Source organism: Mediterraneibacter faecis, from assembly GCF_055383675.1.
In genome coordinates this window covers 2,139,959-2,154,836 of the sequence record NZ_AP043803.1, presented here as the reverse complement: position 1 = coordinate 2,154,836, position 14,878 = coordinate 2,139,959, and the positions used below count along the sequence as shown (strand labels likewise).

10 protein-coding genes are annotated in these 14,878 nt (G+C 40.6%); 8 read left to right on the top strand and 2 right to left on the bottom strand.

Going from position 1 to position 14,878, the window contains the following annotated elements; translation table 11 throughout:
* Positions 1–8: 8 nt before the first annotated feature.
* From ACZ47Z_RS10170 to ACZ47Z_RS10150, 5 genes are all read left to right on the top strand, one after another.
* Positions 9–1,754, top strand: a complete 1,746-nt coding sequence (locus tag ACZ47Z_RS10170; protein ID WP_464525549.1) for a cache domain-containing sensor histidine kinase — start codon at positions 9–11, stop codon at positions 1,752–1,754.
* On the top strand, positions 1,732–2,451 hold the full coding sequence (locus ACZ47Z_RS10165; RefSeq protein WP_020437167.1) for a response regulator transcription factor: 720 nt from the start codon (positions 1,732–1,734) through the stop codon (positions 2,449–2,451). Before ACZ47Z_RS10170 ends, ACZ47Z_RS10165 begins: the two co-directional genes overlap by 23 nt.
* A gap of 140 nt (positions 2,452–2,591) precedes the next feature.
* On the top strand, positions 2,592–4,049 hold the full coding sequence (locus ACZ47Z_RS10160) for an NCS1 family nucleobase:cation symporter-1 (RefSeq protein WP_055156825.1): 1,458 nt from the start codon (positions 2,592–2,594) through the stop codon (positions 4,047–4,049).
* A gap of 95 nt (positions 4,050–4,144) precedes the next feature.
* Positions 4,145–5,536 (top strand): dihydropyrimidinase, encoded by a 1,392-nt coding sequence (gene hydA / locus ACZ47Z_RS10155; protein ID WP_054753457.1) that lies wholly within the window; start codon positions 4,145–4,147, stop codon positions 5,534–5,536.
* A gap of 55 nt (positions 5,537–5,591) precedes the next feature.
* Positions 5,592–6,578: a BMP family protein gene (locus ACZ47Z_RS10150; protein WP_054753458.1), complete on the top strand. Its 987-nt coding sequence runs from the start codon at positions 5,592–5,594 to the stop codon at positions 6,576–6,578.
* A 79-nt stretch (positions 6,579–6,657) separates the two neighbouring features.
* Here ACZ47Z_RS10150 and ACZ47Z_RS10145 read toward each other — a convergent pair whose 3' ends face one another.
* Together ACZ47Z_RS10145 and ACZ47Z_RS10140 are read right to left on the bottom strand one after the other, a co-directional pair.
* Positions 6,658–8,838 carry a YhgE/Pip domain-containing protein gene (locus ACZ47Z_RS10145; protein ID WP_464525548.1) on the bottom strand — a complete coding sequence of 727 codons (2,181 nt, stop codon included), beginning with the start codon at positions 8,836–8,838 and terminating at the stop codon, positions 6,658–6,660.
* Position 8,839: 1 nt separating this feature from the next.
* Positions 8,840–11,380, bottom strand: a complete 2,541-nt coding sequence (locus tag ACZ47Z_RS10140; protein ID WP_464525547.1) for a YhgE/Pip family protein — start codon at positions 11,378–11,380, stop codon at positions 8,840–8,842.
* A gap of 395 nt (positions 11,381–11,775) precedes the next feature.
* On the opposite strand from ACZ47Z_RS10140, the gene ACZ47Z_RS10135 reads away from it, so the two are divergent.
* The 3 genes from ACZ47Z_RS10135 (at position 11,776) to ACZ47Z_RS10125 (ending at position 14,868) form a co-directional block, all read left to right on the top strand.
* Complete coding sequence (locus tag ACZ47Z_RS10135) at positions 11,776–12,372, top strand: TetR/AcrR family transcriptional regulator (RefSeq protein ID WP_227156032.1); 597 nt, start codon at positions 11,776–11,778, stop codon at positions 12,370–12,372.
* 3 nt (positions 12,373–12,375) lie between these two features.
* Positions 12,376–13,746 carry a sodium-dependent transporter gene (locus ACZ47Z_RS10130; protein ID WP_055156816.1) on the top strand — a complete coding sequence of 457 codons (1,371 nt, stop codon included), beginning with the start codon at positions 12,376–12,378 and terminating at the stop codon, positions 13,744–13,746.
* Between the two features lie 354 nt (positions 13,747–14,100).
* Entirely contained in the window at positions 14,101–14,868 is a 768-nt protein-coding gene (locus ACZ47Z_RS10125; protein ID WP_015527772.1) for a nucleotide-binding protein, read from the top strand.
* Positions 14,869–14,878 lie beyond the last annotated feature (10 nt).

Here is a 14,878-nt window from a genome sequence, read left to right as displayed (position 1 = left end):
AAGATAAAATGACTTTGCGAAAGAAGTTAATGCTCTCTTTTTTGATACTGGTGCTTTTGATGGGATCAATGATTGGATATTTTTCTTATCAAAATGCAAAAAATCTTGTATTGGAAAACAAAGAACAAGAGATGGCTGATACAATTAACAGAATTGATATCTCTATTAATAGTCAGGTTCAGCAGATCAATCGTCTGGCTGAAAATGTAAAATCCAGTCAAATCGTGAGGGCATATTTGAAAAAAGAGATACATACGCAGGAAGAAACAGAAGAATTAAATGATTGGATGGAAGGGCTTTTAAATCTTATATCAAGCTGCTCAGATTTGATACTGATGAATGAAGATGGAACCGTGTATTACAGCTATTCAGGCTGTCAGGCAGTGAATGATAAAAGGCGGATGGAAGTATATGAGAATGCAGCAAGTAACCTTGTTGGAGATGGTACCTGGACGGAAAAAGGAAGTTCGCTTTGTCAGAAAAATGCAGAAGAAGTAGTAACATTTATAAGTTCTATCAATAAGGTAATTCTTGCGATAGAATTGAATCCGGAGACGTTTGGACTTTTGATGTTGAATAATTATAGTACCTTTCAAAATCAGTACACTTATCTGGTGGATTGCGCCGGAAATGTTCTGTGCTCGAATAAGACAAATATTTATGATTGGGGAGATGTCGTAACAAAAGGGATGGAAAAAGGAGTTAGAAGATATGAATTCAACTGGGATAATAAGGATTATTTTGCCTGTAGGCAGTATAATGGACTGACCGGATGGGAGACTTATTCAGTGGTTTCGACAGATGATTTCTTTCCACAGGCAAAGAGACTTCGAGAAGCAATTATGGGCCTTGTTTTGCTAGCAATGCTGGCGGCAGGAGTTGGAATTTTTATTTTGTCCTATACATTTACAAGGCCAATCGGGAGATTGAAAAATGCTATGAAACAGGTCGAAGCAGGAGATTTTGAAATACAGGTAGAATCAAAAGCACATGATGAAATAGGAATGCTGATTCAGTCTTTTAATTATATGGTCAGTAGATTACGCCAATTGATTATGGAAGTATACCAACAAAAACTGGCACAGAAGAATGCAGAACTTACAGCACTTCAGGCTCAGATCAATCCACATTTCCTTTACAATACATTAGATTCTATCAATTGGATGTTAATTGAAAAGGGAGAATGGGAGATAAGTGATGTTGTAGTATCTTTAGGAGATATTTTGAAATATTCACTTCATGGAGAAGAGATGCTTGTACTTTTTGAGGAAGAATTAAAATATATTGAAAGTTATCTTTGTATTCAGAAGAACCGATTAGAAGATCGTCTGACAGTTCAGATAGAAATAGATGAAGAAGCAAAGCTGTGTTTTGTTCCGAAGCTGATTCTTCAGCCGATTGTGGAGAATGCGATTCTGCATGGAATTGAGAAGAAGAAGGAGATGGGCAGAATCCAGATTCAAGCGATCGTCAGAGAAGGAACTCTTGAGATACGTGTAACAGATGATGGAATCGGTATGCAGCCAGATCTTTTGATGAGGTTTAGGGAGAGTATTATGTCAGATGAAATCAGTGGAAAGCATATTGGAATGCGAAATGTACATCGTAGAATCCAGCTGCATTTTGGAGAGGCATATGGATTAAAAATTGACAGTGAATGGCAGAAAGGGACAACCGTTACTATTCTTCTCCCGGTAGAAGAAGTGGATCAGGCAAAGGAGGTTACAGAAGATGAAAATCGTAATTGTAGATGATGAACCGAAGATCAGGAATGGTCTATCAAAATTATTGTCATCCAGACCTGGATTTGAGATTATAGGTGTATTTGAAAATGCCATGGAAGCGCTGGAACAGTTGTCTGTTTCTTATGCGGATGTGATTATTACTGATATTAAGATGCCGGAGATTAATGGTCTGGATCTGATCAATCGAATCCGTGAAAAGGATGAGAATACAAAAATTATTATATTAAGTGGTTATAGTGATTTTTCTTTTGCACAGAGAGCAATAGAGCTTGGTGTGACCAGATATCTGACAAAGCCTACAAATGCCAGAGAATTGATTGGAATTCTGGAAGAAATTGAGAAAAATATTCAGAAACCTCGTAGTGAAGAAAAACAAGAAATGAAAGTGACAAATCTTTTTGTTCAGAAAGCGATGGACTACATTTCTATGAATTATTCACAAAAGCTGACCTTGACAAAGATTTCAGAACAACTTTGTATCACGCCCAACTATTTGAGTGAGTTGTTTAAAAAACATACAGGTCAGAATGTATCTGAATATATTATAGATTACCGGTTGGAGAAAGCTTGTCAATTTCTTAAGAATCCGCAGCTTAGAATAGGAGAAGTTTCAGAAAAAGTGGGAATTAACGATGTTCGTTATTTCAGCAGTATGTTTAAGAAAAAATATAATCTTACGCCGACAGAATACAGAAACAAACAATAAAAGATAAAAACCGTAAATATTAAACAAAAGTAGAAAGTTATCACATTGAAAATGCAACAAAATGTACTAAAATTGAAGTATAAGATATCAATGCGCAAATGATATATCGAAACAAAAATAAAAAATAATGGAGGTACATTATGGGGGCTTTTCAAAGACAGATAGGCGATATGGTAGAATTGACACCGGAAGGTGAAAAGGAAATCCATAAATACAAAAATAATTATGCAGATGCGACAAAACCATTGAGTTCAAAAGAGCGTAACTGGTCAGCATGGGACATGGGAAATCTGTGGATTGGTATGATTGTATCTATCGCAGTATATCAGGTGGCAAGTGGACTGATCGTATCTGGTATGTCATGGGCACAAGCATTGTTAACGATTGTATTAGGACATACACTTGTTATGATTTTTGCAGTTGTTCTTGGACATTTCGGTACAAAGTATGGACTTGGTTATCCGATGCTCAGTAAAATGGTGTTTGGATCAAAAGGAACTGTAGTCCCGTCAATTGTCCGTGGAGTACTTGGGTGTTTCTGGTTCGGTGTTCAGGCATGGATTGGCGGTCAGGCACTTAATGCAATTATCGGAGCAATCATTCCAGCATGGCATGGACTTGGATTTAAAGGTTTATTTATTTCATTCTTATTATTCTGGGCAATGAACGTATATATTGCAGGATCAGGATCCAGTGCGTTACAGAAACTGGAAAAGTTTGCAGCACCGGTATTGATTGTGTTGAGCTTTATCGTAATCATCTGGGGAATTAGAAGTGCAGATTGGAGTGTGTCGAAACTTCTTTCTGACCCATCTCTTCAGGGAGATCCGTCCAAGAATTTCTGGACACTGTTTTTCCCGGCATTGTCTTCAATGATTGCATTTGACGGTGGTATTGCACTGTCTATGGCAGATTTCACAAAGAACTGTAAAACACAGAAGGCACAGGCAGTAGGACAGCTTGTCGGGGCACCTGTAATGACAGCATTCATTTCCTTTGTAGGAATTTGCGGAACAGCAGGAGCAGCAATTGTATTTAAAGAAGCAATCTGGGAGCCGGCAGTTCTTGTAAGTAAATTTGACAATCCGTTTATTGTAATTATTTTCTCGTTGTTCATTATTATGGCAGTACTGACAACAAATGTTGCAGCAAATCTGGTTCCACCGACAAATGTTATCGCAACTTTATTTGCAAAGAAAGTAAGCTACAAAAAGGCTGCTTTGATTGCAGCAGTACTTGCTTTATTTGCTCAACCGTGGAATGCACTGGCAAGTGCGTACGATTTGATTTATAATGTATGTGGAATGCTTGGAGCGCTGCTGGGACCTATCTCAGGATTATATCTGGTATCCTATCTGTTTGAGCATAAGACAGAGGTTGATATGGTTGATATGTACAAGGAAGACGGCGGAAAATATTATTATTCAAAAGGCTTTAATGTACCGATCATCATTATTTTTGTGGCAGCAATGATCATTATCTTTGCCGGAAAATATATTGCACCACTGAAATTTATCTTTGACAATGCATATGTAGTAGGAAGTATCGGTGCAGGTCTTGCATACTTTATCTATATTAAAGCAGCAAAAAGAGGTTAGAAACAGCACTCATCAGGCAAAAAAATCACCGCAGCTATGGAAAGCATAGACTGCGGTAGAAGCATAACTGAAACTAAGAGAGGAGTGGAAGTATCATGAAAACACTTGTAAAAAATGGAATGATCGTATCACCGGAGGACACTTATGAAGCAGATGTCCTGATTGAGGATGGTGTGATCGAATGTATCGGAAAGAACTTGGAAGCAAAATTTGGGGATGCAGATAAGGTGATCGATGCGAAAGGAAAATATGTTCTTCCGGGAGGTGTTGATGTTCATACGCATATGGATATTGATGTCGGAATCGCGAGAGCAGTAGATGATTTTTATACAGGTACTGTTGCAGCCGCATGCGGCGGAACTACAACAATCGTAGACCATATGGGATTCGGACCGGCAGGATGCCCGCTACATCATCAACTGGATGTATATCATGGACTGGCAGACGATAAAGCTGTTATCGATTATGGATTCCATGGAGTAGTCCAGCATGTAGACGAGTCTATTTTAAATGAGCTTGAGACAATGATGGATGACGGAGTCCAGAGCACAAAGGTTTATATGACTTATGGCTATAAGATTGATGATGATGGTATTTTAGAAGTTCTTAAGAAGATGAAAGAACTGCATGGAATCACAGCATTCCATTGCGAGAATCATTATGTGGTAGAGCATCTGAAGAAAGAATATGGTGATGCCGGAAAGACAGCGCCGATCTATCATGCAAAGAGCAGACCGAATCTTGCAGAAGCAGAGGCTGTAAGAAGAGTCCTTTATCTTGCGAAGCTTGCAGGTGATGCACCGGTGTATATTGTACATCTTTCTTGTAAGGAAAGTCTTGAAGCAGTTGAAGAAGCAAGAAGAAACGGACAAAAAAACATTTTTGTAGAGACATGTACACAGTATCTGACACTTACAGAAGACAGATATAAAGATCCGGATGGATTGAAATATATTATGTCTCCACCGCTTCGTACACAGCAGGATCTTGATGCGCTGTGGAAAGGATTAGAGGCAGGAGAGATTCAGATCGTTGCGACAGATCATTGTCCATTCAATTATGCAAAAGAGAAACAGGACGGCAAGGATGATTTCAGAAAATGTCCGAATGGAGCTCCGGGAGTTGAAGAAAGAATGATTCTTCTTTTCTCAGAAGGTGTAATGAAAAACAAAATCAGCATCAACAAGCTGGTAGAAGTTGCCTGCACAAATCCGGCAAAGGTATACGGAATGTATCCTAAGAAGGGAATTATTGAACCGGGAGCAGATGGAGACCTTGTGATTATTGATGCTGATGCAAAACAGACACTGACTCACGAGATGATGCACGGAGCTGTTGATTATACTTCTTATGAAGGAACAGATCTGCACGGAAAGATTGATCTCGTAATGCAGAGAGGAAATATCATCGCTGAAAATAATGAATTTAAAGGTAATCGAGGAGATGGAAAGTATCTCTACAGAAAACCTTTTTTAGGAGATTTATAATCGAAAGCCAGAGAATCTGAAATATACAGAACTCAAAAATAAAGGATAATAAGGCATGGAAGATACCAGGAAAAAAAAGAAAATAAAAGCTGAGACAGGCATTATTGTTGCAGTATTACTTATCATTGTTGCAGTAATCGAAGGAACTACTTACCGAAAAATTATTCCGGCCAATCATCCGAAAGTTGTTGTAATTCTTCCGGGAGATACAAATGATCAAAGTTGGAATACGGGAAATTATGAAGGAATTCTTGCAAATCAGAACAAAGATAAGAAAATTGATCTGGAGTATCAGAGTAATGTCGAAGAGAAAGACTTTGAGGCAGTGATTCGTAGATATGCAGAAGATAATTATAATCTGATCATACTTGCAGGATCACAGTTCGAGGAGGTTGTTTCTTCTGTGTCAGGAGATTATCCGAAAGTTGATTTTTGTATTTTAAATGGCCGATCGGCATCAGGTAAAAATACATTTTCTGTTTATCCAAAAGAAGAGGAAGCAAGCCATCTGGCGGGAATCATTGGTGGAAATCTGACGAAGACAGGAATACTTGGCATCATTGCCGGTTATCCGAATGAGGCAATGGAGACCTTGCTGGATCAGTATGAAAAGGATGTTCGTCAGCTGGCTGCGGATAGAAAGCTTCCGAATGCAACAGTACTCAGGGCCTATGCGAATAGTTGGGAAGATGAGGAACTTGGAAAAGAGATTGCAAACCAAATGATCGGAAAAGGTGCAGATGTTTTATTTATTTACGCAAATAAAGTTGGAAATGGCTGCATTGAGGCTGCAAAGGAAAATGGAGTAAAGGTGATTGGATTTTCGGAGAATCAAAATGATCTTGCTCCGGGAACGGTTGCAGCATCGATTAAGTTTGATTTCGGAAAAATATATTCCTGGATTTTGGATCATTATATGGATGGAAAACTCAATGGTAATGAAGTTTATGGAGTAGGTATCGAAGAAGAAATTTTTATTCCGATTTTTACAGATGAAGTATCGAAGGAAGTACAGCAGACGGTAGAAAATAATATGAAATAATAAGAGAACCCCTAAAACAGAACCGTTCACGGTAATGTTTTAGGGGGCTATTTGTAGTTATATATATTAGACCATTACATTAGATCAGATGTGTACTTTCAAGCTTCTCCATAAATGCATCGTTCATCTTTATGATCGGTTTTCTGAGCAGAAGACCAAGCAGCAGTGACGGTGCAAGGTAGATTGCCAGTTTTCCAATTTCTGCTGCATAAGTTGTTCCGTAGAACCCTGCAATACATTCACGCATCGCATTCATGCTGTGTGTGAACGGCAGAAGTGGATAAACAACCTGGAAAAACTTCGGTGCACACTGGATCGGGAATGTTCCACCACTTCCTGCAACCTGCATTACCATCAGGACAACGGCAATTGCTTTACCGATATCTCCAAAGGAGACAGTCAGTGCATAGATCAGATTCACATAGACAAAGCTTGTAAACATACCGGTTAGTATAAACATTACCGGATGCTTACACTGAATACCAAGGAAGAAAAGATCTCCAAGACAGATGAGTGCACTTTGCATGAAACCGATAATGATCAGAAGTAGGATACGTCCGATATAGAGCTGATATTCTTTCGGATGGAATAGTTTCTTCTTTGTAGAATCAGCTATAGTGACTTTTAGCATGGCAGCCATAACAACAGCACCTACCCAGATCGCAAGAGTAGAGTAGAATGGAGTCATTGCAGACCCGTAATTTTCAATTGGATAAATCTTTTTCTCATCCAGTTTGACCGGAGAGGAGAGGAAAGAGGCGATTGTCTCCGGATCTTCTGATAACAGGTTTGTCACAGCGGAAAGATCCTTTGAATCCTCGGAGGAAAGTGTTGCAGCCAGTGAAGTTAATTTTCCGGAGGCCTCATTCAACAGTTCAGCGGAATTCGAAAGAGTCTTCTGAAGTCCTGTCAGTCCGTCGGAAGTAGAACCTGTGACACCAGCAATGTTCTGAATGCTCTTATCAAGATCTCCAAGCATGGAAGAAATGGAGCCTGTTGTGGAATCCAGATTGGCAGAAAGGCTGTCCAAATTTCCTTTTACATTATTCTCATATGTTGTCTTAACTTCTGTGACAGATGATGTTGCCTGAGCGATCAGGGTGTCAAGTTCGCTTTTTAATTCAGCAGCATTTGCAGTAGCTGTAGGAAGTGCTTCGGCAGCAGCATTTATTTTATCGCGGATTGCCGTCTGACGATCAATTGCCAGCTGTATCTTCTGGTTAATGCTGGCAACAGCATCATTTAAAATCGTGAGCTCAGGGTGTTCATTTGCAATCGCTGTCAGAGCATCAGACAGCTTCGTATATTCATCAATTACAGTTTGTACACGACTGCTGACAGAAGTCAGGGCATTTGACGCAGCCTGGGCATCGCTATTATAGGAGTCTAATGCTTTGTCAACAGCATCAGAAACAGCGGTGTAAAAGCTGGCGTTTTGTGTCAGAGCATCAGAAATTGTCTTTGATGTACCGGATACTAAAGATGTCAGGGAACTTAAATCTGAATTTTCCAGGGAGCTGACGCTGGACTTTGTACCAGAACCACTTTCCTGAAGGAATTCCGTTGTTGTGTTTAACATTGTGATGGCTGAATCAGTCATATCGGATAAAGACTGAACGGTTCCGGCAACAGAACCAAGATCGGTTCCCATCTGATTTAAGTTATCGATCAAATGATCAACCATAGAGTCATCCCCGGCTTCCTGTGCAGCAGAACTTACAATCTGAAAAGCATCCAGTGCAGTCTGTGCGACGGTTTCAATAAACGTTTCGTTAATTTGCTTTTGGACAGCAGTTGCTCCTTTTCCTGTAATGATCGGAGCAATTGCATTTTCTTTTTCATTTTGATAATAAGTCAGATCCGGATGTTCTGTAGTTGAGGAGAAAACACTCATCATTTTCTGGCTGAAATCTTTCGGAATGACGATCGCTGCATAATATTTTCCGGATTTTACACCTTTCTGTGCGGATTTAGAATCAGTGAAAACCCAGTTAAATTGCTTATTTTTATGCAGAGAAGAAAGAATCTGATCCCCCATGTTGATCTTTACAGCGATAAGTTCTCCGGTGTATCCTTCATCATCACTTGCAACGGCAAGTTTCAGTTCGCCTGTGTTACCGTATGGATCCCAGCTCGCTGAGATGTTAAACCATGCATAGAGAGTCGGAATTACAGTGATTCCCATGATAACGATCATAGCGATAACATTTTTGTGAATCTTCATCACATCATTTTTAAAGATTAAGAAAATATTCTTCAAATTATTCCGCCTCCTTTCCACGGAAGTTTTCAAGCATCTCTTCATAGGACATACCGGCCATTTCTTTTTGTTCCTCCAGTTTTGTATGGATATATTCTATAACAATCAGCCATACAGAGATTGCGATAATAGAGATAATCCACAAAGTCAGGAACACGATCTTTGATTCGAGACTGAACATCAGAATCAGGAAGATCAGAGGGATGATCGCAATGGCAAGGAAGCCGATACGAACCATCTTCCGGTAATTGTTTTCAAATTTCTGTGCCCGTTCAGCTGTTACGAGGCGAAGGTCTTCGATGGAAAGAGATGCCTGTAAGAGCATGGAAAGCTGTGTACTTCTGCTGAGTTCTGCTTCGTGTGGTTCGCACATCATAAATTCTGTCTCTGCCAGTTTCTTGTCGAACAGATGGTTCAGTCCGGAAAGAGCCGGGCGTAGTCCAAGTCCGATAAGCAGAGAGATCGGTACATAGCACAGAAGCAGGATCAGAAGATCGTTGCGGAAGTTGGAACCGTAGAAACCGGCAATTGCTTCACGCATAGCATTCACACCATAGGTAAATGGAAGAAGTGGATGCAGTTTCTGGAAAAATGCCGGTGTCATCTCAATCGGGTAGGTTCCGGAAGAACCAGGAATCTGCAGGATTACGAGAATAACACAGAGCGCTTTACCAATATGCTTAAATGTAAGTGACAGCGCATAAATAATATTTACATAAACAAAGGAACAAACCATTCCTGTCAGGATAAATTGTGACGGATGATTACATTGAACTCCCGGAAGGAGTGTATCACCAAGGCAGACAATGAATCCCTGAATAAGACCAACAACCATATACAAGAGCCAGCGGCCAAAATATAATGTTGTCGGTCCATAGCCATGCATGGAGCTGTCTTTATCTACTTCCATCTTGAAGATTGCGATCAGTACGATACCACCGACCCAGATTGCAAGGTTGGAGTAGAAAGGTGTCATCGAAGAACCGTAATTATCGACAGCATAGTATGTCTCTGTATTGATCTCTACAGGAGAAGACATGAAGGAAGCAATTGAATCTGCATCAATGCCTTCTAAAGAGAGCAGTTTCTGATAAGTAGCCGAACTTGTGATGGCATTGAGATCTGTCTGAAGTGTGTTTAATTTATTCTCAACAGCTCCTAATGCATCTTTTGTTCTGTTCAGTAATTCAGTTGTATTTGATAATCCTGTAGTCAGCTGATCAAGCATGCTGTTCATCTGATCAGAAGTGGCAGGAACACCGTTAAGCATTCCGGTTACCTGACCGGTCAGAGAGGAAAAGGTATCCAACGTCTGGTTGAGCAGTGGTAGGATATTCTGATCCAGAGAAGAGCGGAATGTATGTAGATTATCAATATTTTCTTTTGTAAGAGCAGCAAGCTGTTCCTGGGTTGCTGTGGTTGTATCCAATGCATCCTGTATTCCGTCATTTCCTGTCTGCAGGCTGCTGATCAATTCATTATTCCGCTGGTTCTGTGCCTGAAGTGTGGAAATCTTTGCAGTGATCTGATCACCAATTGTTCCAGGAAGCTGGCCTGCGAGATCTTGCATGTCTGCAAGAATGTTTGCATTTAATTCGTTGACCTGATTGGCATAACCAAGAGCGGTACTGACAGAAGTATTTATCCTGCCGGCAGCAGTCGCAAGATCAGTTATTCCGGCAGATGCGGAGCTGTTAGCTTTTCCAAGCAGCAGTTCTCCGTCGGAAAGTGCCTGAGAGAGTGAAGAAGAAAATTCTCCTGCGGAGGATCTTGTTGTCTGCATGATCTTGTCTGCATCAGACAGTGCATCTGCACCGGAAGAGGCAGCAGTTCCGAGTGAATCGGCTGCATTTTTCGCATTCTGTATCAGCGCATTTGTATCAGCTGAACCAGCTTGAAACTGATCCAGGAGCTGAGCATATTCCTGAATATTGTTCTCAGCTTTGGCAAGCAGACTGTTGATATCCTCAGTTGTGGAATCAACAAAGTCAGAAATATTGAATACAGATTCTTTCAAAAGTTCTGCAATTGTTTCAGATGCAACAGAGGAAAAAGTATTGTTTATTTGTGTCTGGATCGTGCTTGCACCTGAACTGGTGATCTTTGGCGCAATTGCATTGAGTTTTTCATTGATATAGTATTCAAGTTCCGGAGTTTCAATCTTTCCGGACAGGACACTTAGCAGGGATTCGCTAAAATCTTGCGGAATAATGATTGCTGCATAATATTCGCCGGATTTAACTCCTTCAATAGCAGCATCTTTGGAAACAAACGTCCATCCTAACTGGTCGTTTTCCTTTAACTGGTCAATAATCTGGCTGCCGGCATTGATCGTCAGATCATCGTGTGTGGCATCGGTGTCCAGATTTGCTACTGCTACCTTGATGCCGGAAGTATTGGCATAAGGATCGATATTTGCTGCAATATTGAACCATGCGTAGAGTGAGGGGAGAATAGATACTCCGATCAAAACAAGTATTGCTGCCGGATTACGGAGCAGGCGTTTCATATCGCGGCGAAAAATCCGAAATGCGTTTCTCATGGATAAAACTCCTTTTCTTAAAAATATTTCTAGTAATAGATACAATGTTGATTTTCATGTCAAAAAGTATTATATTAATGTAGAAACTAATTTACAACCATTAATCAACACTGGATATGTCTAATAATAGACGAAAGATTGAAAAATGTCTAGCAGGTGAACAAAATCATTCATTTAAGCCATAGAAACGTTACTGTTCACTCCCGTGTCAATCACTCCGCTGATTGACACGGAGGATGCGTGTTTTGACTTGAATGCATCTCGCCCCATCGCCAAAGGCGATTTAAAATGGCGAGATGCGTTGCTGGTCGCACATCGTGTGAACAGTAACATAGAAACAGAGTAGAGAGTTATTGGTCAGTAGTACTGTAAGTTATAAAGGGGGGGAAGAGAAGATGCAGAAGAAGACAGATCGCAGAGTCAGAAAGACAAAAAGTCAGCTTAAAACAGGCCTCGCTCAATTGATGAGGGAGAAGAGTATCAGAGAGATTACGGTAAAAGAATTGGTAGATGCGGTGGATATCAATCGTTCTACCTTTTATCTGCATTATTCTGATATACCGGGGCTGCTTGCAGAAGTTGAAAATGAAATGATGGAAGAGATGCAGCGCGCAATCCGTGAACATCCAATTGATCCGGGAAAAGATAGCGTTTACTATTTTATTCAGGATTTATTTCATGTGCTTGATGAAAATCGTCAGATTGCAAGTGCGCTTGTAGGACCACATGGGGATATTGGTTTTGTACATAAGTTAGAGCAGCTTTTAGAGGAAAAGAGTCGGGAGTCACTTGCAGCTCTTGTACCGGAGAAATCAGGTGAAATGAAATATTTTTATTCTTATTGCCTGAACGGTTGTCTCGGTTTTGTGAAAACATGGTTGGAAACAGGCGAAAAGGAAACACCGGAATATGCAGCAGAGATGGCTTATCGAATGGTTGTAAGTTCAGTTACAGCATTTTATGACACTAAAGAAGGAAGAGAGGACAACTAAGAAATGAAACGAGAGAAATTTGGCTCACGTCTGGGATTTATCCTGATCTCAGCGGGATGTGCCATTGGCTTGGGAAATGTTTGGCGTTTTCCGTATATTACAGGAAAGTATGGAGGAGCAGCATTTGTTCTGATCTATCTGCTGTTTCTTGTTCTGTTGGGATTGCCAATCATGGTAATGGAATTCGCAGTGGGTCGTGGAAGTCAGGCAAGTATTGCACTATCCTTTGACCGTCTTGAACCACTGGGAACAAAGTGGCACTGGTATAAATGGTTTGGAATCGGTGGAAACTATCTTTTAATGATGTTCTACACAACAATCGGCGGATGGCTTCTTCTATATACAGGAAAGATGGCAATCGGAGAGTTTAAAGGACTTGATGCGGATGGTGTGACCGGAGTATTTACATCACTTCTTGGACAGCCTGTTACAATGACAATCTGTATGATCCTTGTTGTTGTGCTGTGCTTTGGAATCGTCTGTATGGGACTTCAGAAAGGTGTAGAGCAGATCACAAAGAAAATGATGATCCTCCTTTTCGTGTTGATGATCATTCTTGCAGTGCGTTCCGTGACATTGCCGGGAGCAGAGAAAGGACTGGAGTTCTATCTTCTTCCTGATTTTAAGAAAGCAGCAGAAGCAGGATTGAAAGAAGTTATTTTCGCAGCGATGGGACAGGCATTCTTTACATTAAGTCTTGGAATCGGTGCGATTGCGATCTTTGGAAGTTATATCGGAAAAGAAAGAACTCTGACAGGAGAAGCAGTCTGCGTAACAGTTCTGGATACATTAGTTGCATTGATCGCTGGATTTATTATTTTTCCGGCCTGCTTTGCATTTAATGTCCAGCCGGACAGTGGTCCGAGTCTGATCTTTATCACACTTCCGAACATTTTCAATGCAATGAGTGCAGGGAGAATCTGGGGAACAATTTTCTTCCTTTGTATGTTTTTCGCAGCATGCTCTACGATCATTGCCGTGTTTGAAAATCTGATCGCATTTGTGATGGATTTAACGAATTGTTCAAGAACAAAGGCGGTTGTGGGAAATCTGATCGCGATTATTGTACTTTCCCTTCCATGTATTTTTGGATTCAACATATGGAGCGGTTTCATGCCTCTGGGAGCAGGAAGCAGTATTCAGGACCTTGAGGACTTTATTGTAAGTAATAACCTGCTTCCGATCGGAAGCCTGATCTACCTTCTGTTCTGTACAAGCCGCTATGGTTGGGGCTGGGATAAGTTCCAGAAAGAAGCGAATGCAGGAAGTGGAATCAAGTTCCCAGGTTGGGCAAGATTCTATGTATCCTATATTCTGCCATTGATCGTATTATTTATCTTTGTGCAGGGATATTGGAGCAAATTTGTTGGATAAAGTAATAACAATATTGTGAAATAAAAAACGCTGAAATAACCAGAAATTCATTGCCATTCTATTAGTGATAAGTTATAATTTAACTAATGGTTTTGCAAGAGATTTACAACTGTTCCAAACGGAAAGAATACGTTTCAATCTGAATGCAGCAGAGAGATGTCTCATAGCAATAAAGACATGGATTTTGAATAGAATATAAACTCTGACGGCAAGGAAGTAAGAGATACCGAGCGGGAATAGTTGTAAAGAAGCGTTTAGACAAAAAAATATTTTGTGATTTTAACAGACTCTTTTTCCGTTGGGGAAGAAGGGTCTTTCTCTTTACCAGGGAAATAAAATGGGAGGATCAGCAATATGTTAAAGGTAGCAATTTACGGAAAAGGTGGGATTGGAAAGTCCACGATTACATCGAATCTGGCAGCAGCATTTGCCGCTATGGGGAAGCGCGTAATCCAGATCGGATGTGATCCGAAAGCAGATTCAACGATCAATCTGTTAGGCGGCGAGCCACTTCGTCCGGTAATGAATTATATGAGAGAAGAGGATGAGGAGCCGGAAGAATTAGATCAGATCGCAAAGGAAGGATTCGGTGGTGTGCTCTGTATCGAGACAGGCGGACCGACACCGGGACTAGGATGTGCAGGACGCGGGATCATAGCGACATTTCAGTTATTAGAAGACTTGCGGTTGTTTGAGACATACAAACCGGATGTTGTTCTGTATGATGTGCTTGGGGATGTTGTCTGTGGCGGATTCGCAGCACCGATCCGGGAAGGATATGCAGAGAAGGTTGTTATCGTTACATCCGGAGAAAAGATGGCATTGTATGCGGCTAACAATATTTCCAGCGCAGTGCGTAATTTTGAAGATCGCAGTTATGCAAGAATTTTTGGATTGATCCTGAATCATAGAAATGTGGAAAATGAGACTGAGAAGGTACAGGCATTTGCAGAAGAAAAAAAGATTCCTATTGTTGGTGAGATTCCAAGAAGTGATGAGATTATACGCTGGGAAGATCAGGGGAAGACTGTGATCGAAGGCGACGCAGATTCTGAGATCAGTAAGAGATTCTTTGAACTGGCAGAAAAGCTGTTAGAGGATGAAACAGAACGTGTGAGATAAAATATAAGTC

Coding starts and splice junctions, on each gene's coding strand:
- ACZ47Z_RS10165 (WP_020437167.1), top strand. CDS start 1,732: ATGAAAATCGTAATTGTAGATGATGAACCGAAGATCAGGAATGGTCTA.
- ACZ47Z_RS10170 (WP_464525549.1), top strand. CDS start 9: ATGACTTTGCGAAAGAAGTTAATGCTCTCTTTTTTGATACTGGTGCTT.
- ACZ47Z_RS10140 (WP_464525547.1), bottom strand. CDS start 11,380: ATGAGAAACGCATTTCGGATTTTTCGCCGCGATATGAAACGCCTGCTC.
- ACZ47Z_RS10160 (WP_055156825.1), top strand. CDS start 2,592: ATGGGGGCTTTTCAAAGACAGATAGGCGATATGGTAGAATTGACACCG.
- ACZ47Z_RS10135 (WP_227156032.1), top strand. CDS start 11,776: ATGCAGAAGAAGACAGATCGCAGAGTCAGAAAGACAAAAAGTCAGCTT.
- ACZ47Z_RS10130 (WP_055156816.1), top strand. CDS start 12,376: ATGAAACGAGAGAAATTTGGCTCACGTCTGGGATTTATCCTGATCTCA.
- hydA (WP_054753457.1), top strand. CDS start 4,145: ATGAAAACACTTGTAAAAAATGGAATGATCGTATCACCGGAGGACACT.
- ACZ47Z_RS10125 (WP_015527772.1), top strand. CDS start 14,101: ATGTTAAAGGTAGCAATTTACGGAAAAGGTGGGATTGGAAAGTCCACG.
- ACZ47Z_RS10150 (WP_054753458.1), top strand. CDS start 5,592: ATGGAAGATACCAGGAAAAAAAAGAAAATAAAAGCTGAGACAGGCATT.